Source organism: Bartonella sp. HY761, assembly GCF_026743145.1.
Taxonomy (GTDB): domain Bacteria; phylum Pseudomonadota; class Alphaproteobacteria; order Rhizobiales; family Rhizobiaceae; genus HY038.
On record NZ_CP104888.1, the window covers coordinates 139,842 to 159,876 of the forward strand.

At 40.7% G+C, this 20,035-nt stretch carries 14 protein-coding genes; 7 read left to right on the forward strand and 7 right to left on the reverse strand.

Features of this window, described 5'->3' with window-relative positions:
• The first annotated feature begins 219 nt into the window (after positions 1 to 219).
• Entirely contained in the window at positions 220 to 519 is a 300-nt protein-coding gene (locus N6A79_RS15170; RefSeq protein ID WP_262080744.1) for a hypothetical protein, read from the forward strand.
• Positions 520 to 705: 186 nt separating this feature from the next.
• On the opposite strand, the gene N6A79_RS15175 is transcribed toward N6A79_RS15170, so the two are convergent.
• The 4 genes from N6A79_RS15175 to N6A79_RS15190 all read right to left on the reverse strand — a co-directional run bounded on the left by N6A79_RS15175 (position 706) and on the right by N6A79_RS15190 (position 7,256).
• Positions 706 to 1,881, reverse strand: coding sequence for a tetratricopeptide repeat protein (locus N6A79_RS15175; protein WP_263499821.1), 1,176 nt, complete (start codon positions 1,879 to 1,881; stop codon positions 706 to 708).
• A gap of 114 nt (positions 1,882 to 1,995) precedes the next feature.
• On the reverse strand, positions 1,996 to 3,171 hold the full coding sequence (locus N6A79_RS15180) for a tetratricopeptide repeat protein (RefSeq protein WP_263499822.1): 1,176 nt from the start codon (positions 3,169 to 3,171) through the stop codon (positions 1,996 to 1,998).
• Between the two features lie 259 nt (positions 3,172 to 3,430).
• Complete coding sequence (locus tag N6A79_RS15185; protein WP_263499823.1) at positions 3,431 to 5,539, reverse strand: DUF262 domain-containing protein; 2,109 nt, start codon at positions 5,537 to 5,539, stop codon at positions 3,431 to 3,433.
• 298 nt (positions 5,540 to 5,837) lie between these two features.
• Positions 5,838 to 7,256 carry a helix-turn-helix domain-containing protein gene (locus N6A79_RS15190; RefSeq protein ID WP_262080751.1) on the reverse strand — a complete coding sequence of 473 codons (1,419 nt, stop codon included), beginning with the start codon at positions 7,254 to 7,256 and terminating at the stop codon, positions 5,838 to 5,840.
• 512 nt (positions 7,257 to 7,768) lie between these two features.
• Between N6A79_RS15190 and N6A79_RS15195 the strand changes: the two genes are divergently transcribed.
• The 4 genes from N6A79_RS15195 to mce all read left to right on the forward strand — a co-directional run bounded on the left by N6A79_RS15195 (position 7,769) and on the right by mce (position 13,986).
• Complete coding sequence (locus N6A79_RS15195; protein ID WP_263499824.1) at positions 7,769 to 9,301, forward strand: acyl-CoA carboxylase subunit beta; 1,533 nt, start codon at positions 7,769 to 7,771, stop codon at positions 9,299 to 9,301.
• A 71-nt stretch (positions 9,302 to 9,372) separates the two neighbouring features.
• A complete protein-coding gene (locus N6A79_RS15200; protein ID WP_263499825.1) occupies positions 9,373 to 11,385 on the forward strand; it encodes an acetyl-CoA carboxylase biotin carboxylase subunit in 2,013 nt (670 codons plus the stop codon).
• Positions 11,386 to 13,536 carry a methylmalonyl-CoA mutase gene (scpA, locus tag N6A79_RS15205; RefSeq protein WP_263499826.1) on the forward strand — a complete coding sequence of 717 codons (2,151 nt, stop codon included), beginning with the start codon at positions 11,386 to 11,388 and terminating at the stop codon, positions 13,534 to 13,536.
• Between the two features lie 42 nt (positions 13,537 to 13,578).
• Positions 13,579 to 13,986, forward strand: coding sequence for a methylmalonyl-CoA epimerase (gene mce / locus N6A79_RS15210; protein WP_263499827.1), 408 nt, complete (start codon positions 13,579 to 13,581; stop codon positions 13,984 to 13,986).
• Positions 13,987 to 14,323: 337 nt separating this feature from the next.
• Here mce and N6A79_RS15215 read toward each other — a convergent pair whose 3' ends face one another.
• Positions 14,324 to 14,677, reverse strand: a complete 354-nt coding sequence (locus N6A79_RS15215; protein WP_263499828.1) for a hypothetical protein — start codon at positions 14,675 to 14,677, stop codon at positions 14,324 to 14,326.
• 469 nt (positions 14,678 to 15,146) lie between these two features.
• Here N6A79_RS15215 and N6A79_RS15220 point away from each other — a divergent pair, with 469 nt between their 5' ends.
• Positions 15,147 to 15,515 (forward strand): hypothetical protein, encoded by a 369-nt coding sequence (locus tag N6A79_RS15220; protein ID WP_268547645.1) that lies wholly within the window; start codon positions 15,147 to 15,149, stop codon positions 15,513 to 15,515.
• 339 nt (positions 15,516 to 15,854) lie between these two features.
• Here N6A79_RS15220 and N6A79_RS15225 read toward each other — a convergent pair whose 3' ends face one another.
• Together N6A79_RS15225 and N6A79_RS15230 are read right to left on the reverse strand one after the other, a co-directional pair.
• On the reverse strand, positions 15,855 to 17,780 hold the full coding sequence (locus N6A79_RS15225) for an AMP-binding protein (protein ID WP_263499830.1): 1,926 nt from the start codon (positions 17,778 to 17,780) through the stop codon (positions 15,855 to 15,857).
• A 350-nt stretch (positions 17,781 to 18,130) separates the two neighbouring features.
• Positions 18,131 to 19,201 (reverse strand): hypothetical protein, encoded by a 1,071-nt coding sequence (locus tag N6A79_RS15230; RefSeq protein WP_263499831.1) that lies wholly within the window; start codon positions 19,199 to 19,201, stop codon positions 18,131 to 18,133.
• Between the two features lie 184 nt (positions 19,202 to 19,385).
• Here N6A79_RS15230 and N6A79_RS15235 point away from each other — a divergent pair, with 184 nt between their 5' ends.
• Positions 19,386 to 19,832, forward strand: a complete 447-nt coding sequence (locus N6A79_RS15235; protein ID WP_263499832.1) for a hypothetical protein — start codon at positions 19,386 to 19,388, stop codon at positions 19,830 to 19,832.
• The last annotated feature ends 203 nt before the right edge of the window (positions 19,833 to 20,035 follow it).

The window sequence follows — 20,035 nt, forward strand, 5'->3', positions numbered from 1 at the left end:
TTATTGATATAATTAGCCACCAAGTGATTAATGATGATAGGGTCATTTACCAGTCCTTCGGCACAAGTTCACAATCATCTAATATGAGTTTTAGCCCAATCAATCATTGAAACGATAACGCCGGGCAATCGGCTTTCGCTTAAGAGCTAAAAAGGCTATTATAAAAATAGGAACTCGCAAAGGCACAATGAGGCTAAAATAATATTCATAGGTTTTAGAATGAATGACTTAATATTATTAAGTACTTATAAATTACTAAAAGACACATTTGGCGATGAACTACCAGAAAAATATTATGAAGCAGTCATAGTTTTAATGTCTGAGGGGTTATGCCATGAAAATCTTATTAAAGCGGTTGGATCTTTTAAAAATATAGGACAAGATCGGGTGGACTGCGATTATCCTAAATTTTTAGCAAAAGAAAACATGCAAAAAATTCAACAAACCGATGAATATCATGAAGCTTTTACCAAACTTCGGGATAATGGATTTTTTGAATGGCTAGAAGAGCCAGATTAAATTTTTTTGCCGATTGATAATGCGCGTAAACAGAAATTTTGAACTAGATTTCCATGTCAACGATCAATAAACATGTTTTAATTACAATCAATTTGGGTGCAAATAGACTTATTTACTTCAGCCTCAATTAGCTTTAGTCGCTGTTAAATCCATACTACACCCGTAAAGCATATATAGCTGATTATGCTATAGAGTTTTTAACGCCTCTTCAGCATCCTTATAGCCTTGTGCTGCCGATAAGCGATACCATTTTTCGGCTTCCGCCAAATTTTTACCAACAGCTTCGCCAATTTGATATAATTCACCTAGATTATATTGCGATGCGGGTTCGCCTTGCTCTGCGGCTAAACGGTACCATTTTTCTGCTTCAATAATGTTTTTAGCAATACCATCGCCAACGCCATATAAATAACCTAGATTTGCCTGAGCTCGAATATTGCCTTGCTCCGCAGAAAGGCGGTACCATTTGGCAGCTTCCACTTTATCTTCTGCAACACCTTCGCCATAATCATACATATAAGCAACATTATGTTGGGCTTCTTCATGTCCTTGTTCACCAGCTAATCGAAACCATTTAATCGCTTCCAATTTATCTTCATCAACGCCATTGCCTAAATCATAAAAACAACCAAGACTAAATTGTGCTTCCACATCGCCTTGATCTGCGGCAAGGCGACACCATTTCAGTGCTTCGTGTAAATTATAGTCAACACCAACGCCTGAAACATAAAGTTTAACCAAATAAGACTGGGCAGCAGCTTCCCCTTGTTCAGCGGCACGTAAAAACCAAAATGCTGCTTGCGCACTGTCTTGCCTTAAGCCAATACCCTCTTCATAAAGGCTACCAAGCACAAATTCAGCCTCGGCAAAGCCCTGCTCTGCAGCAAGGCGCACCAATTTTACCGCCTCTTTTTCATTATAGGCAACACCTTCACCTTTTAAATATAAACGCGCAAGATAGAGCTGTGCATTGGGAAAATTTTTTGCAGCCACCAATTTATAAAGCCTAGCCGCCTCTGCCTTATCCTCATCAACCCCTAAGCCCATTTCATAAAGCAAAGCCAAGTCAAATTGGGCATAGGCATAATCTTGATCGCTAGCAAGCTGATATAAGCGTGCGGCTTCGACATAATTTTGCGGCACAAGATCCCCATATTGGTATAATGAGGCCAAATTATATTGTGCAAGTACGTAGCCATTATTAGCGGCAAGATGCAACCACTTGACTGCCTCTTCAATATTAACCGCAACACCCTCACCGCTATAGAAAATATAACCAAGCTGATATTGTGCTTCTGCATCGCCCTTTTCCGCTAAGTTGCGTAAAGCAGTTATATTCGCGTCATTAGAAAGCGAACCCATTAAATCATCCCCTGCATTTTTTAACCTTGTACCTTTACATCAGCATCTATTCTGAATCTAATGTTACATATCCTTGTAAAAAAGATATCCTTACCCCCGCTCATAGCGTGGTCGTTAAAGGGCTTTTAATGCCTTTTCAGCCTCGCTGTCGCCGTGCTCTGCCGCTAAGCGGTACCAATGGGCGGCTTTTTTCTTATCTTGCTCTACGCCATCACCATTTTGATATAATTCAGCTAAATTAAATTGCGCGTCACCATCACCTTGCTCCGCCGCTAAGCTATACCATTTAGCTGCTTGCGCCTTGTCTTGAGGCAAACCTTCGCCCTCACTATACATGTAGCCTAAATTAAATTGCGCGACAGGATGTCCTTGCTGTGCCGCCAATAAATACCATTTAGCCGCTTGCGCCTTGTCTTCTTCAACGCCATCGCCATTATCATAAAGGCATGCAAGAACAAATTGCCCTTCTTCATCGCCTTGCTCTGCGGCAAGACGCGCCCATTTTGCCGCCTCCATCAAATCTTGCTCAACATTTTCGCCTTCAAGATACATTTTAGAAATAGCTAATTGAGCAGCTGAATTTCCGGTCTCTGCTGCCAAACGATACCATTTTTCAGCCTCATGCATATCCTCGTCAATGCCTAAGCCATGTTCATAAATATAGGCTAAATTATATTGGGCAAATTCATAACCTTGCTCGGCTGCAAGCTGGTATAATCTTAAAGCATCTTGATTGTCTTTGGTTGCTACCTCTCCACTATGATAAAGCGCTGCCAAATTAAATTGCGCAACAACATCGCCTTGCTCGGCAGCAAGACTATACCATTTTTCAGCTTCATTATTATCTTGAGTGACACCATCGCCATCAGCATACATCACACCCAAATCGCATTGAGCCTCTGCATAGCCTTGCTCTGCGGCAAGAGTAAGCCATTTTACCGCCTCTTGCTTATCTTGCTCAACCCCTTTACCGGTATCATAAAAACTACCAAGTATAAATTGCGCTTCGGCTAGACCTTGTTCGGCCGCAAGCTGCAACCATTTTACGGATTGCTGCAAATCATAGGCAACGCCTTCGCCTTCAAAATACATTTTGGCAAGGTTTAACTGTGCATTCATCTCGCCTTCCGCTGCGGCAAGTTTAAACCATTTGGCAGCTTCTACCTTATCTTGCGCAACGCCGTGGCCTTCGTCATAAATGACCGCCAAATTATTCTGCGCACTTGCATCGCCATTTTCGGCCTCACTGCGAAGAGCTGCGATATTTGCGTCATTTGAAGCTGAACCCATTAGATAAATCCTTGTATTTTTAAATTGTTTAAATCACAAATTCTAAATGGTTAATTATTAAAATCTAAATAAAAATATTAGATTAACGATTGCAACAAATATTAATTAAATATCAATCGTCAGGTATTATCTAAATAGCCGAATAATCGCGAGCCGCAATATTTATTGCAACATTTGGATGCAGATATTATTTATTATAAAAAAATATATTTCAATTCAAAATATAAATAAGGGCTATACCTCAACATAATCTAAATTTTCAATTATTTGGTCGGCTTCGCCAGTCATCCGCTATAATCCAATTATCATTGGCATCCTTTAAATACCAGTCAAACCAACCATTTCGGCTTGTATTTGTTACCGCTTTTGAAGCAGTTGAAAATGACTTAAATGAACCTAAAAATCCAGCTACTACAAGTTCTCCGTCTCTAATGACACCTTGATAGGTACTTCCGGAATATGCAAATTTGCACTCTGTACCTTCGGGCGGAAGAGGCATACCCTGTTCATATGTTTTTGTTATTGGCTTTTCTACCTCAAGGGGTTCCATCCAAATTGCTTTGGCTATATTAAAAAGCTTTTTTCCGCGCTCTGTTATCGATGTTTCATTCCAATCACCATATTCATTCAAGCTCCTATTAAGGGCAAGGCTAGATTGCGCTCTAATTGCTGGCATTTTTATGGAATACGAACCGTTGGACACCGACGAATTCAAAGAATGGGTTAATAGGGTTAAATTCCCCATAGTATTGATGGCATCATCGCGATATTTTCTTTTAATAGCATAATCAACATCCATGGCTTTTTCATCGTCACTTAAGTGAGAAAATTCGCTAAAAGGCCAGTTAGCTTCCCATTTTTGGGGCATAATATGTTCAACTGATAATGTAGATTTAATAGCGATTTTTTCATTCTGCTTAGTTTGCAACTCTAATTCAATAGCTTGAAATATGAAGCGTAATCTTGCTTGCCGTAAACCTTTATATTGTCCTTTCTCTAACCAGCTCCGCTGCCATTCTCTGTTATTGGGCCATCTATCGTTTTCAGAGGTTCTACTAGATAAGTATTCTAACAAAGTATCGACTTTATTGCCGTCAAATTTTCGCAGGCGATCTATAACACCAATAAAAAATCGGTTATAAGCCTTGGTTGGAAGTCTGCAGAGATCCCTACGTAAGATAAAGCTTTCAAGTGCTTTAAGTGCACGTATCAGGTCTTGGTTATCTTTTAACTCGGTAGCCAAATAAATAACAAGTGGCATTGCTGTTGAAACGTCAAATGCATCTGCAAAAATCCCGAAATTACCCAATACATCATCAGAATCTTGGTCAAAAAGACGTTTTTCAATCTCAGATGTAGCCGCAATTGACTTAAGTTCTTCTGTCACCGATGAAAAATGTTGGCTTTCTAAAATCCAATATCTGTAACGTTCGAAAAGATTTTCTATGGAAACTATATCCCCTGTGTGCATAGCCAGATGATCTGTCATCATCCAGTCCAACCTATTATGTTTTTGGCGTCCTCTAGACGCAGGTTCGCTCCAAAATGTGAAATCCAATGGCAACCAATATTTCTCATATAGCTTATCTATTACCAGAGAATGATTTTCTTGCCCCAACCCTTTGGCTCGTTGAAAAATAAAATTGCGCATTAAATCGCTAGGTGATAGATCAACTCCGCGACTATTTAATGTTTCAAATATAGTCTGAGGATCATCGCCACCCTCCAATTCTATTGAAACAATTGCCAAACCAGCTTTAAGAGCTTCAAAAAGAATTTCGATTCTATCTTCATTAAATTCACCATCTTCACTAACATAAGATTGAATTTTATCCTTTAAATATGAATAAGCAGCGATTGATCGTTTAGCCCTCTCATCTTCATCCGTTAGCGGCAGACCATATGCGTCCTCATCAATTTTAGGATCAATGATAGATACAAATGCCCTACGATCAGTAAGTGACGGCCATAATTTAAATTTTTCTTTTATAGGATCTTGCATGATACCATCATTTACAAGATATTTATTAATTTCAGTTGCATAATGAGAACTATTAATATTGGCTACATCTCTTAAGGCAGCTAAAAGAAGCTGAAATGTAGTTAAGCGTTGCTGCCCATCAATTATTTCAAAAGATTGTACCTCTTTTCCAAAAGTCTTTATCTGAGATATAACAATTGCTCCCATAAAATGGGGGATCATGTTAGATCTATCTTGCATCAATTGACGAACTGAACGGAGAATATCCTCCCATAAAAGCTCCAGCTGAGGCTTAGCTTGCCAAGCATACTTACGCTGATAAAGAGGAATAAGAAACCGCTTTTTTCCATCAAACAGTTCAATTATTGACCGCGTATATGGCTTCATCCTTACATTTACTCCAATAAGATAGTGCTTCCTCAGCTTAATTTAGCTTTTTGCGAATGTTGCAACAAATGCTTTATTATACTTATCAATATTGGAGAGGGACGCTACAAATAAGTAAAAACCCTCAAACAATTATCAAGCCATGTATTACATTAAATATTAACTATTTTATTTCAAAAATCAATTTTTATTTATTACTATAAGTAATAATATTTTCAAGCAACAATGTTGAATAGCAAAAATATATGAAGTCAACACCTATTAAAAAAAACTTAAATCCAGAAAGCTTATTTAGATTTTATCCAATCTGCTCCAACGTATAGGGTAAAACATCACGCAAATCATGATTAATGTTTAAGCGATGCTTTAAGGGTGGCACGGCGCGGTTGGCGCATTTTGTACGCGAACAAATGCGGCAAGAAATACCGATAGCTTCATAAGCTGCCCCATTGCCAAGATCCAAGTCATCGCAATAGACAAAGCTTTTAGCATTGGAAATTTCGCAACCAAAAGCCAAGGCATAATGGGGGTGTGTACTGCGATAACCACCATTACCCTTAACCACTTGCACTGCAAGGCAAAGATAGCGCACGCCGTCTGGCGTTTCAGCCAATTGGCGAATAATGCTGCCCGGCGTTTCAAAAGCTTGGTGGGCATTCCATACCGGACAGGCTGAGCCAAAGCGGGCAAATTGCAGTTTTGCCGCACTATGGCGTTTGGTAATATTGCCGGCGCGATCAACACGGGCAAAAAAGATTGGTACTCCTTTTGAGCCGGGGCGTTGTAAAGTCGATAAGCGGTGACAAACTTGCTCTAATGAAACACCAAAACGCGCGGCCAATAATTCAATATCGTGGCGTAATAATTCAGCCGTGCGCAAAAATGGCATATAAGGCAACACCAAAGCACCTGCAAAATAATTGTGCAGCCCAATGCGGCAAATTTCCTCAGCTTCATGCGATTTAAAATTGGCCTTATTGATAATTTCTTCACAAAGATCATCGGTTTCAAATTGTGCTAATTGTACAGCAAGTTGAAAAATACGGGTTTGCAAAGGTGCATAAGGGTTAAGGGTTAGGGTTTTGCTCATCGCGTCAAAACGCCGCACAGTAGTGTCGTCAAGGCTACCCCAACGAACCAATATTTGATATTTTTCTTCCAAAATGCGGATTAAAGCAGCGTGATTATCATTTTCACCAATGCCGATAGAAGCAGCCAAATGTTCAGCTGCCTTATCAAGGCTATCAATATAATTATCGACAAAATGGAAAAAATCGCGCACTTCTTCATAAGGCGAAACTTCGCTAAGCCCGCTAGTTTGCAAGCGATCATCACTGCTTGCCAATTGTTCCGATGCCAGCCGATAGGCTTGGTGACAAGAAATCAACGCACGGGCAAGACTGGGGGCATTTTGAGCAATAAGCCGCAATTCCTGGAGGCTCGCACGGTTATTTTCAAACAGTGGATCGCTTAATGTGTCACTTAATGCTGAAAGCAAACGGTCATCTTCACCAGAGGAAAGGCTTGCTATATCAATGTGAAATTTTTCAGCTAGCGATAATAATACAGCCGCAGAAACCGGTCTTTGATTATTCTCTATCTGGTTGAGATAAGAGGTTGATATGCCAATACGTTCAGCAAATTGCATCTGGGTGTTTTGATGCTCTTCACGCAATTTGCGCACTTTGCGCCCAATATATAATTTACCAATAGCCATGATTTTCACAATTTTGCAATTTACAATTTGCATTTTTATAACTTATGCATTTGCACACAATCAAGCTTTATTATTTATAAAAATCTGTTACCTTGATTCCTAAGCGAATATGGCTGAGAGTCTGATTGCAAACAAAGTCGTTGTCAGATTTGCCATTTTAAAAGGTTACGTTTGGCCGGGGAGGCACAGGGGTTGGTATGCTTATGGTGAGTTAACGAGTGCTATTGGTTTAGGGAGAAGAGGCCAAATGCGCATTGTTACACGAAGAAGCATCGTCATTAATTATATGCATACCACCCCTTTTGATTTTAACTTTACACTATAAACTACTGTATTCATTATTTAATTAAGCTAAATTACTCAATGTAATTTTAGCCATTGCACACTTAACTTTGTTAGTTGGGATATTTAAAGACGTTTAGGACGAAACCAGAGCCAACGTATAAGGCAATCATATTATTTAGCCGACTAATTATTTTTGACGTAAAAATATCAACGGGATTGGAGTTATAATGCGGGCAATCTTGCAACAATTGGAAGAGCGGCGTGAAAATGCGCGCCAAGGCGGCGGAGAGCGGCGCATAAGGTCACAACATGAAAAGGGTAAATTAACCGCTCGCGAGCGGCTTGACGTTTTGCTTGATGCCAATTCCTTTGAAGAATATGACATGTTTGTTAGCCATCGCTGCACAGATTTTGGTATGGAGCAGCAAAAATTTGCAGGTGACGGCGTTGTAACCGGTTGGGGCACCATTAATGGTCGGCAAGTTTATGTTTTTTCGCAGGATTTTACCGTTTTAGGCGGATCACTTTCTGAAACCCATGCACAAAAAATATGCAAAATTATGGATATGGCGGCACGCAATGGTGCACCTGTCATTGGTCTTAATGATTCAGGCGGGGCGCGTATTCAAGAAGGTGTCGCATCTCTTGCAGGTTATGCGGAAGTATTTCGCCGCAATGTTGAAGCCTCTGGCGTTGTGCCGCAAATCTCGGTGATTATGGGGCCATGTGCCGGCGGCGCAGTTTATTCACCGGCAATGACTGATTTCATCTTCATGGTGCGGGACTCGTCCTATATGTTTGTGACCGGCCCTGATGTGGTTAAAACCGTCACCAATGAAATTGTCAGCGCCGAAGAACTAGGCGGTGCCACCACCCATACGCAAAAATCATCGGTTGCCGATGGTGCTTTTGAAAATGATATTGAGGCCCTTGAAAATATCCGCCTGCTTTTTGATTATTTGCCACTAAATAGCCAAGAAAAGCCACCTGTGCGGCCATTTTTTGATGATCCGCAACGCCTTGATATAAAGCTTGATACGCTTATTCCAGATTCTTCGACCAAGCCATATGATATGAAAGAGCTTATCCAAACCATTGCTGATGAGGGTAGTTTTTTTGAAGTGAAAGCAGATTTTGCCAAAAACCTTATCACGGGCTTTATTCGCATTGAGGGGCGCAGCATTGGCGTTGTCGCCAATCAACCCTTGGTGCTTGCCGGCTGTCTTGATATTGATACGGCGAGAAAGGGTGCGCGTTTTGTGCGCTTTTGCGATGCTTTTAATATTCCTATTTTAACCCTTGTGGATGTACCGGGCTTTTTGCCAGGAACGGCGCAGGAATATAATGGCGTTATTATTCATGGTGCAAAATTGCTTTTTGCCTATTCGCAAGCAAGTGTGCCGATGGTGACAGTCATTACCCGTAAAGCCTATGGCGGTGCTTATGATGTGATGGCATCCAAACACATTGGCGCCGACGTTAATTATGCATGGCCAACGGCAGAAATTGCAGTGATGGGTGCCAAGGGCGCAACGGAAATTCTTTACCGCTCCGACCTTGGCAATGAGGAAAAAATTGCAGCCCATACCGCAGAATATGAAAGCCGTTTTGCCAACCCCTTTGTAGCGGCGGAACGCGGCTTTATTGATGAAGTGATTATGCCCCATTCAACCCGCAAGCGCGTTGCGCGTGCTTTTGCAGCGCTGCGCAATAAAAAGGTTGAGAGCCGCAAGCGCAAGCATGACACCATTCCGCTTTAGAGAACGTCTCTTCATTATTGAGATAATATCGTGTTTTTATTTTTTACTTTGTCGCATTGTCCGAGGCAAAAATGATACAAAAAATTCTGATCGCCAATCGTGGTGAAATTGCTTGCCGCGTTATTCGCACCGCACGAAAAATGGGTATTGCCACTGTTGCCGTTTATTCTGATGCCGATGCTAACGCCTTACATGTCCGCGAAGCGGATGAAGCTATTCATATTGGCCCCTCCCCGTCAGCGCAATCCTATTTGGTCATCGATAAAATCATTGAAGCCGCAAAAATTAGCGGCGCCGATGCTGTTCACCCCGGCTATGGTTTCTTGTCGGAAAACCCAATTTTTGCCGAGCGTTTACAAGAAAACGGCATTATTTTAATTGGCCCGCCCGCCAATGCCATGCGTGCCATGGGCGATAAAATTACCAGTAAAAAACTTGCAAGTGAGGCTGGTGTTTCCACTGTACCAGGTCACATGGGTTTAATTGAAAACAGTGATGAAGCGGTCAAAATTGCCAGTCAAATTGGCTATCCGGTGATGATTAAGGCGTCAGCTGGTGGCGGCGGCAAAGGCATGCGTATTGCATGGAATGATGAAGAAGCCCGTGAAGGTTTTCAAGCCTCTAAAAACGAAGCAAAAGCATCTTTTGGCGATGACCGCATTTTTATCGAGAAATTTGTCACCGAACCGCGCCATATTGAAATTCAGATTATTGGTGATAAGCATGGCAATATTATTGCCCTTGGTGAGCGTGAATGTTCCATTCAACGGCGCAATCAAAAGGTTATCGAGGAAGCGCCATCACCGTTTTTAGATAGTGCTACCCGTAAAGCCATGGGCGAAGAAGCCGTAGCACTTGCCCGCGCCGTTGGCTATTATTCAGCCGGTACGGTAGAATTTATTGTTGATGGCAATCGCAATTTTTATTTCCTTGAAATGAATACGCGCTTACAAGTCGAGCATCCGGTCACTGAATTTATCACTGGACTTGATCTTGTCGAATTAATGATCAAAATTGCTGATGGTCAACCCTTGCCGCTTACTCAAGACGACGTAAAATTGCATGGTTGGGCTATGGAATGTCGACTATATGCGGAAGACCCATTTCGCAATTTTTTACCCTCAACTGGACGTTTAAGCCGCTACCAATCCCCAACCCATATTGATGGTTTGGATGATATAAAATTGCGCAATGATACCGGCGTATATGAAGGTGGCGAAATATCCATCTATTATGACCCAATGATTTCAAAATTAGTGACATGGGGTAAAGATCGACAAAGTGCCATTTTAGCGATGAGTGAAGCGCTTGACCGTTTTGAAGTTGAAGGCATTGGCCATAACATTCCATTTTTGTCGGCCGTTATGGGGCAACAGCGCTTTCAAGAGGGCCGCTTAACCACCGCCTATATTGCTGAAGAATTTGCTGATGGTTTTCACGGTGTTGCCCCAAATGCTGGGCAGGTACGCGCCCTTGCTGCAATTGCAGGTTTTATCAATCTCATTTTACAAAAACGCGCCACCATGATTTCTGGCACTTTAGATAATCACCGCCGGATTATTGGCAAGGATTGGGTGGTTACTCTTAATGGTCTTGATGAAAACTCCTTTAACCTCAAAATAACAGAAGACGATAAAACCATATTGATGCACTTTGGCGATGGTGAAACCATGAGCGTTGAAAGTGATTGGCAACCGGGCATGAGCCTTGGTATTTTCAACCTTGATGGGCTAATCCTCGCAGTTAAAACCGAGATTAAAGGCACAGCAATAAGGCTGCGCTATGCTGGTATTGCTGTCTTAGCAAGAATACGCGAGCCCCATGTGGCGGCACTTGCCAGCATAATGCCCGTAAAATTACCACCTGACACCTCAAAAATGTTGCTTTGCCCCATGCCGGGGGTGATTACCGCAATTTTGGTCAATGAAGGCGATGAGGTTGAAGCAGGCCAGCCACTAGCAATTGTTGAAGCAATGAAAATGGAAAATATGTTGCGGGCAGAAAAGAAGAGCCAAGTTACAAAAATTGCCGCCACTATTGGCCAAAGCCTAGCCGTTGATCAAATTATTATGGAGTTTAATTAAATGCCCCATGAGCCAAATAACCTAAAGATCGATGAATGGACAAAACTTGCCGAAAAAGAAATTAAAGGCTCACCCGACCAACTTATCTGGCACACAGCAGAAGGCATCGACATTAAGCCAGTTTATACCGCTGATGATATTGCCGATATTGCCGAATTGGATAGTTTGCCGGGGCTTGATCCGTTTTTGCGCGGCCCAAGGGCAACTATGTATACGGGGCGACCATGGACTATTCGCCAATATGCAGGGTTTTCGACCGCCGAGGAATCCAATGCTTTTTATAAAAAAGCATTAAATGCAGGGCAAAAAGGCCTGTCTGTTGCCTTTGACCTTGCAACCCATCGCGGTTATGACTCCGACCATCCACGCGTCTTCGGCGATGTTGGCAAGGCAGGCGTTGCCATTGATAGTGTCGAGGATATGAAAATCCTGTTTGATGGTATACCGCTTCATGAAATGTCGGTATCTATGACCATGAATGGCGCAGTAATCCCTATTTTGGCAAGTTTTATTGTGGCAGGTGAAGAACAAGGCGTACCAAGATCGCAGCTTTCTGGCACTATCCAAAATGACATTCTAAAAGAATTCATGGTACGCAATACCTATATTTATCCCCCCGAAGCCTCGATGCGGATCATTGCCGATATTATTGAATATACCGCACAGGAAATGCCAAAATTCAATTCTATTTCAATTTCTGGCTATCATATGCAAGAAGCTGGTGCAACGTTAGTGCAAGAACTAGCTTTCACCTTAGCAGATGGCCGCGAATATGTACGCGCCGCCCTTGCCAAAGGGCTTGATATTGACCAATTTGCAGGGCGACTATCGTTTTTCTTTGCCATTGGCATGAATTTCTTTATGGAAGCGGCGAAATTGCGGGCAGCAAGGCTTTTATGGTCGCGGATTATGCATGAATTTGCGCCAAAAAAACCATCATCACTAATGCTGCGCACTCATTGCCAAACCTCAGGCGTGTCTTTGCAAGAACAAGACCCTTACAATAATATTGTGCGTACCGCCTATGAGGCGTTAGCGGCGGTGCTTGGTGGCACGCAATCCTTGCATACTAATTCTTTTGATGAGGCGATTGCACTACCAACCGAGTTTTCTGCCCGTATTGCCCGAAACACACAGCTTATTTTAAACCATGAAACGGGTGTCACCAAAGTGGTTGATCCTTTGGCTGGCTCTTATTACGTTGAAAGCCTTACCCATGAATTAGCGCAAAAAGCATGGGCATTGATAGAAGAAGTAGAAGCGCTTGGCGGCATGACCAAGGCAGTAAAAGACGGTTTGCCCAAACGCTTGATTGAGGAAGCGGCAACTGCGCGGCAAGCAGCGGTTGATAAGGGTGATGAGGTAATTGTTGGCGTTAATAAATATCGCCTTGAAAATGAAGACACGCTCGACATTTTGGAAATTGACAACAGCAAAGTGCGCTTATCGCAAATTGCCCGCCTTTCCAAAATACGCGAAAGCCGCGACCCTGCCAAAGTTGCAAAAACTCTTAGCGACTTGGAAAATATCGCTAAAAGCGGCAAAGGCAATTTATTGGCAGCAGCGGTTGAAGCGGCGCGGGCGCGGGCAAGTGTTGGCGAAATATCGGATGCTATGCGCAAAGTATTTGGCGATCATGTTGCAACGCCAAAAGTTGTGAAAAATATTTATGGTAAAGCCTATAAAAATGAGCCAGAATATCAGCATCTACAAAGGCGCATGGGCGAAATAGCCAGCAAAATTGGCCAAAAACCACGTATTATGGTGGCAAAGCTTGGCCAAGACGGCCATGATCGCGGTGCAAAAATCATTGCCTCCGCCTTTGGTGACATTGGTTTTGAAGTTATTGCTGGCCCACTTTTCCAAACACCGGATGAAGCCGCCGATATGGCAATTGCCAAAAAAGTGCAGCTTATTGGCGTGTCCTCCCTTGCTGCCGGTCATAAAACCTTGTTGCCGCAACTGGTAGAAGAACTCAAAAAACGGGGAAATAGTGATATTATTGTGGTGTGCGGCGGTGTCGTACCGCGCCAAGATTATGAATTTTTACAAGCCCATGGCGTTGCCGCAGTGTTTGGCCCGGGCACCAATGTGGTAGAGGCAGCGGCAAAAATTCTTGATCTTTTAGAAGGTAAATTGCGTAATGATTAGAATAAAAACGCAATTTGCCACAAAGCATAAGGGGAGTTTAGTATGAGCCAATTTGGCCGCCTTAATCATGTGGCAATTGCCGTTCCAAACCTCGAGCAAGCGGCAAAACCCTATCAAATGCTTGGCGCGGAAGTATCAAGTATTGAAGATTTGCCAGAGCATGGCGTTAGCGTTGTTTTCATCACCTTTGAAAATAGTAAGATTGAACTATTATATCCGCTTGGTGAACATTCTCCCATTGCTGGTTTTTTAGACAAAAATCCTAATGGCGGCGTGCATCATATTTGTTTTGAAGTTGATGATATATTGGCAATGCGTGATAAGTTAAGGGCAAATAATTTTCGTATTTTGGGCGATGGAACTCCAAAAATCGGCGCTCACGGTAAGCCGGTGCTTTTTATCCACCCCAAGGATTTTGACGGTACATTAATTGAAATTGAACAAGCTTAGCGAGTGATGGGGGGGCATTTCATTGTTTATAAGACTGCTCTATTTTTGATTTTCGCGCCGTCCCAAAATAAAAAATTGCTTAAAAATGTGGCTTTATTGATCAGATTATAAAACTATTAGCTATAAAGCCTTAGATCACCTTATTTTCCATTGTTGGGTAGTGTAATGCTGTTTTGATAAGCGGCACTTTACATCAGTCAATCTCAATTGATGAGTTATCATCCCAAAACACTAGCATGTAACCCAAAATAGGCCTAATTTAGCCTTAATGATAAGGCCATATTTTTAAAAATTTTCAATTGAATAAAAAGCAATCTGACGTGGCATTTGCTGTTATTTAATTTCGCACTTCTAACCCCCATGATCGAAATAAATTGCGCGATTTTTCATATTCTTCATAAGGAAAGTTTTTAATTAAAAGATAATTCTCTTTACCATCTTTAAGTTTGAGCATTAGAGCGCCGCCAACATAGGCAATACATTCAAAATTATAAAAATCGGAGGTTCCTTTTATTATTCCCCATTGAAACCGGATAAATCCTTTAGGGTTATCAATGCCTTCCGCATTTTCTGCCTCTAGCTGATTTATGAATGATATACTACCATATTGTTTTATTGGCTCAACAATATAGGAAGGTATAAAGATTATATTATCGCTATACTGCACTTCAACAAAATCTATAATTAACATTTTAGTTCCTCACTTATGCCTTTTAAGCGTGGGGGCATCTGAAACGAAAAAATTACATGCTGTAGTTGAACCTAATTCACCTTAAATACAGCTTTTAATCACCTGTTGGAAGTTTTGGCCATAGACCTTAACTAAATAAAGAAGGTTAACGCAATCACATAAGCATATTTATAGCCCATGATACAAATAATAGAAACTTATGTTTATAATGATCAAATGGTCCATATCATACAATTAAAAATGCGAAACATGTTACACAAATAAAAAAGTGGATAGCTACAATAATAATTCCGTTGATTTGAGTAATATTTTCATAACAAAAGAAATGAAAATATAAATACGTCAGCCAATAGCTAACGCCCAGATAGTTAAGCCTCAACTTTTTTTGCCTATTGGCATTGTTGCGTTTTTCAGCCAAAATCATTCGCTAAGATTGTTTTATAAATTGAATTATAAAAGAGCGTGCCACATGCAAAAATTGGACAAATTTGTTACTTTGGATCAAACTGAGATTTATGCCCTGATTATGTTAATTAGGCACGTAAAATTTTTGGATAAATCTGATGGGTCCATTCCATTTTGTAGTAGTGATATCATCAATAGCATATTGGCGAAATTGCTTGAAAATCATCATGCGTCAGATCAGTTGACGAAAATGTATGAAACCTTAGATGAAGCAACCGAGTTGAATCTCATCAATAAACTTAATGCCTATATCATAGATTTTCCAGAAATTGGTGATAATATCGAAACCGTTTATGAAAAGTTTTTATATCCTTATAAAAACATCAAAAAAATTAAAGAGAAAAATGTAACCTTAATAGATTATGTTTTTTAATATATTTAAGAGATATTAAATACCTACCAGACAATAAGCATATAATTAAATGTGGTCGCACTGCATCGCGACGGGCTGACCGTCGGAACTATGCTTTTCTTGGATTTTTTAAAAAAAACTGTGTGATAATGGTGTAACAATTATAAAAAGTTAAATACGCCCCTTATATGTAAATGAATTTTGGCAAAATTATAAATTATATAATGGGTATGCCAAAATTACTTTAACCATAATCGATTAAATAGTACTAAGTATTATGCATAAGATTGTCTTAAAGAGCATTAGCGGCTATCGGGGTGAATAGCCGCTAAAGGGGAGTTGTCAAAAAAGTTTTACGCTTCAAGCAACTTGGCGAATATTGCGCTCAATCAGTAATTGCTGCACTTCTTGCAAAGTTGATGGGTCTTCAATTGTGCTTGGCACTGTCCATTCTTCGCCATCGGCAATTTTGCGCATCATGCCACGCAATATTTTACCCGAGCGTGTTTTGGGCAATTTATGCACAGTAACCACAAGCTTGAATGCCGCAACGGGGCCAATGATATCGCGGATACGGTCAACACATTCTTTTTCTATAACATCATTGGTGCGGCTAACATCATGTTTTAGCACAATGAAGCCGCAAGGAACCTGTCCTTTTAACTTGTCGCTAATTCCGATAACTGCACATTCAGCAACATCTTGATGACCTGAAATAGCTTCTTCCATACCGCCGGTGGATAAACGGTGACCCGCAACATTGATAATATCATCGGTGCGGCTCATCACAAAAACATAGCCATCCTTATCAATATAGCCTGCATCTGCCGAGTTATAATAGCCGGGAAAACGCTCAAGATAGCTTTTTTTAAACTGCTCGTCAGCTTGCCAAAGGGTTGGCAAACAGCCAGGAGGCAATGGCAGACGGAAGGCAAGATTGCCAAAACTATCGGGCGGCAGTTTTTGACCATCATCATCAAGCACATCAATGGCATAACCCGGCATTGGCCGTGTTGGTGAACCAAGTTTAATCGGCATTAATTCAATGCCAATAGGATTTGCAGCAATTGGCCAGCCTGTCTCGGTCTGCCACCAATTATCAATGATGGGAATGTCAAAAAGCTCATGCGCCCAATTTAATGTATCTGGATCGGCGCGCTCACCGGCTAAAAACATCGCTTGCAAATTGGGTAATTGGTAGTTTTTGGTAAAATCGCCATGGGGATCTTCACGCTTAATCGAGCGAAGGGCGGTTGGCGAAGAAAAGAACGAGCGCACATTATATTCAGCGCAAATGCGCCAAAATGAACCGGGGTCTGGTGTACCAACGGGTTTACCTTCATAAAGCACCGTAGTTGCGCCAATTAATAGTGGTGCATAAATAATATAGGAATGGCCAACCACCCAACCAACATCAGACGCGGTAAACATCACCTCTTGCGGTTTAACATTAAAAATCGCTTCCATAGACCAAGCAAGCGCCACGAGATAGCCGCCAACATCGCGCATTACCCCTTTGGGCTTGCCAGTGGTGCCAGATGTGTAAAGAATATAAAGTGGATCAGTCGCGTCCACCTCAACACAAGGGACTTTGCGCCCCATATTTTCTTTTAGCACCACGGCAAAATCAAAATCGCGACCTTCTTTTAATTCAAATAAGCCTTCAGGCTTTTCTTGTATGATCGGGCGTTCGTGAACAATACAATGCTCCACCTGATGCTCGGCCATGCTGATTGCTTGATTAACCATGGATTGATAAGGCACAATGCGATTAGGTTCAATCCCACAAGATGCGGCAAGAATAAGTTTTGGCTTGCAATCATCAATACGGATAGCAAGTTCCTTGGCAGCAAAACCACCAAAAACAATTGAATGGATAGCGCCAATACGCGTACATGCCATAACAGAGGTGAAAACTTGTGGTATCATCGGCATATAAATCAGAACGCGATCGCCCTTTTTAATGCCAAGATCTTGCATGAAAGCAGCTAATGCCTGCACCTCGTCCAATAATTCGCGATAGGTAATGGCGCGCTTGCCATGGCTCACCGGACTATCATAATAAACAGCGACTTGTTCACCGCGGCCATTTTCAACATGGCGATCAACCGCATTATAGCAAGCATTGGTTTTACCACCCGTAAACCAACGGCCATAAACGCCTTGATCCTTGTCAAAAACTTTGTCAAATGGCTTCGACCAATCAATAAGTTTGGAAACCTCCCCCCAAAATTGCTCAGGCTGTTGCTGCCACTCATTATAAATTTTGTCAAATGCTGACGTCATGGAATCCTCCCAGATTACACTCACTCCAAATAAGAGTGTTGATGAATCTGCAGCACCTGTCAAGCGACATATTGTCCCAGATTAAACGCAATTATGCTAATAAAATCAAATATTAGGCAATTAAGATTTGGTGACAAAAAAGGTATTTTTTTTAAATCGTTTTAAATTGTTTTGAATTTTAAATGCATAAAGCAACAGCATTTTGGGCTAAAACGATAGTACAATAAATACTTGCCTATCTTCTATCATCACTTTTTATGCTTTAAATCGAATAGACCATCAAAGTTTTGCAATATGTTCGTTTTTTAAATTTAACAAAACGATAGATGACGAACTAAAAACAGCGTTTTTTAATCATCTTCTTCATCATCTTCTAAAAGACCAATAAAAGAAATTGTATCGCGGGCAAATTCAAGCCCTTCGTCGCTATCCTCTGACATCCATGCCAATGGTGTCATGGCGGTTAATCTTGTATCAATAATTTCTTTTGCCCGACTATAATCCTGTGCCCAATCTAATGTTGCTATTTGGCGGTTTACAATCATTTGTCCGCCAAAACGGTTATATAAATCATCAAAGCCTTGATTTAACAATTCTAAATCGCAAAAACTATCCTCAACCTCGTGGTCGGCTAGGCGAAATTGATAATGATAAATCAAGCTATAAACGCCATTGCCAAATCTATCCTTGGTTTTTTCAATTGCTTGTCGGGCAAAATTATCCATGTCACGCATAGAATTGCCATGCCAGCGGGGCAATAATTTAAAAGCATGCAGGCAATAGTGATTAAGATTATCAGGATCCAAGGCAATTAATTTTTTGAATAATTTATTTAATGTCTTAACATCACAAATGCCATCAGAATGATAATTATAATTGGCCAAATTCCAAATTAAACAATCATCTTTGCCTTCAACATCTCGGGTTAGAGCCGTTTCCATCTGAACAATATTGCGGAAATAGCCATCTATCTCTTCTTCGCTTGCTTCATCGGCATAATGATCGCCACCTTCAGTCCATGCAGCATGGTGAAGACAATAAGCATAAAGACCAAATCCAAAAGCACTTTGCTTTTCTTCAGCCCATTTTCCAATTGCTGCAAGTCCCTGTTGCAACTGCTCAAGCGGATAGCGCCCAAGTTCAATACCTAATCTTTGCCAAACCAAACCGCTTTTTAAAACACCGCCTTGTAATAATTGGTCATTTTTACGTAAAATTGTATAGCCTTGCTCAAAATCATCGAGCCTATTTTCAAAAATACAATCAAACAGCTTTTTTACATCTTGATAATGAGAGCCATATTCATCAGCAAGGCTATGATGCACAGCGAAATTTTTACTATTTAAATAGCGTTGATCCGACCTTTTACAAAATAGATTGTATAGAACCTCCCAAAAGCCTTGTAAAAACCTTTGTAACATCTTTTTCCCCACATGCGCTGAATAAACCCAAATATTCTGGCAATATTGCCTATTTTAAAACAAAAACCAATAGGAGCGTTCCGCATTGAACCTACTTCTTCCAATTTATCAAAATAATAGATTGACTTTATGAAGCAAAAGGATAAAACTTTTGAACAAAGTTCATGTTAATTAAGGGGGATTTATGTGGCGTTTTATTTCTGCCTATTGGCTAAGTTACCTTGCAACCAACCTACTGATCATAGCTTTTATAATTAGTATTACATTTAACCAGGAAATAGGAATTGATCTTAATGATGGCATGACGATGCTAGTTATAAAGATAGTTCTTGGTTTATTTCTGGCAATATTTATTATTAATATAGGTCTATTTATCGCAATAAGCATACCGCTCTTTTTAATATTACAAAAATACTTTAAATTAAATTTTTTATATATCCTTAGCTGGAGTACAGCAATTGGCTTAGCCAATGCAACCCTCTTATATTTTTACGTGGTAAAGAGTTTTGTGCCATTTTACATCATATCCATTTTTTTTACGGTGATTGGCGCTATAACCGGGCTAATTTTTTGGGCTATTTATAAATGGCTTACCAAACCAAGAATAGATAATGCTATCTTTATTCGATAGAATTTTAAGCTATAGGAAGAAAAATGCGCAATTTTCTAAAAGCCTATTGGCTGAGTATTATCATTGCAACGCTGATTATTCTTTGTGCGTTTTTCGGCTGTAGTGCCGGTGGTATTAAAAGTTATTTTGGTTCCTATACAATTGTATTTGGATTTATAATTTTTTTTGAAATATGCCTGCTTGCCATACATGCAGCTATTTTT

Coding starts and splice junctions, on each gene's coding strand:
- N6A79_RS15230 (WP_263499831.1), bottom strand. CDS start 19,201: ATGTTACAAAGGTTTTTACAAGGCTTTTGGGAGGTTCTATACAATCTA.
- scpA (WP_263499826.1), top strand. CDS start 11,386: ATGCCCCATGAGCCAAATAACCTAAAGATCGATGAATGGACAAAACTT.
- N6A79_RS15215 (WP_263499828.1), bottom strand. CDS start 14,677: ATGTTAATTATAGATTTTGTTGAAGTGCAGTATAGCGATAATATAATC.
- N6A79_RS15175 (WP_263499821.1), bottom strand. CDS start 1,881: ATGGGTTCGCTTTCTAATGACGCGAATATAACTGCTTTACGCAACTTA.
- N6A79_RS15170 (WP_262080744.1), top strand. CDS start 220: ATGAATGACTTAATATTATTAAGTACTTATAAATTACTAAAAGACACA.
- N6A79_RS15235 (WP_263499832.1), top strand. CDS start 19,386: ATGTGGCGTTTTATTTCTGCCTATTGGCTAAGTTACCTTGCAACCAAC.
- N6A79_RS15180 (WP_263499822.1), bottom strand. CDS start 3,171: ATGGGTTCAGCTTCAAATGACGCAAATATCGCAGCTCTTCGCAGTGAG.
- N6A79_RS15225 (WP_263499830.1), bottom strand. CDS start 17,780: ATGACGTCAGCATTTGACAAAATTTATAATGAGTGGCAGCAACAGCCT.
- mce (WP_263499827.1), top strand. CDS start 13,579: ATGAGCCAATTTGGCCGCCTTAATCATGTGGCAATTGCCGTTCCAAAC.
- N6A79_RS15200 (WP_263499825.1), top strand. CDS start 9,373: ATGATACAAAAAATTCTGATCGCCAATCGTGGTGAAATTGCTTGCCGC.
- N6A79_RS15220 (WP_268547645.1), top strand. CDS start 15,147: ATGCAAAAATTGGACAAATTTGTTACTTTGGATCAAACTGAGATTTAT.
- N6A79_RS15185 (WP_263499823.1), bottom strand. CDS start 5,539: ATGAAGCCATATACGCGGTCAATAATTGAACTGTTTGATGGAAAAAAG.
- N6A79_RS15195 (WP_263499824.1), top strand. CDS start 7,769: ATGCGGGCAATCTTGCAACAATTGGAAGAGCGGCGTGAAAATGCGCGC.
- N6A79_RS15190 (WP_262080751.1), bottom strand. CDS start 7,256: ATGGCTATTGGTAAATTATATATTGGGCGCAAAGTGCGCAAATTGCGT.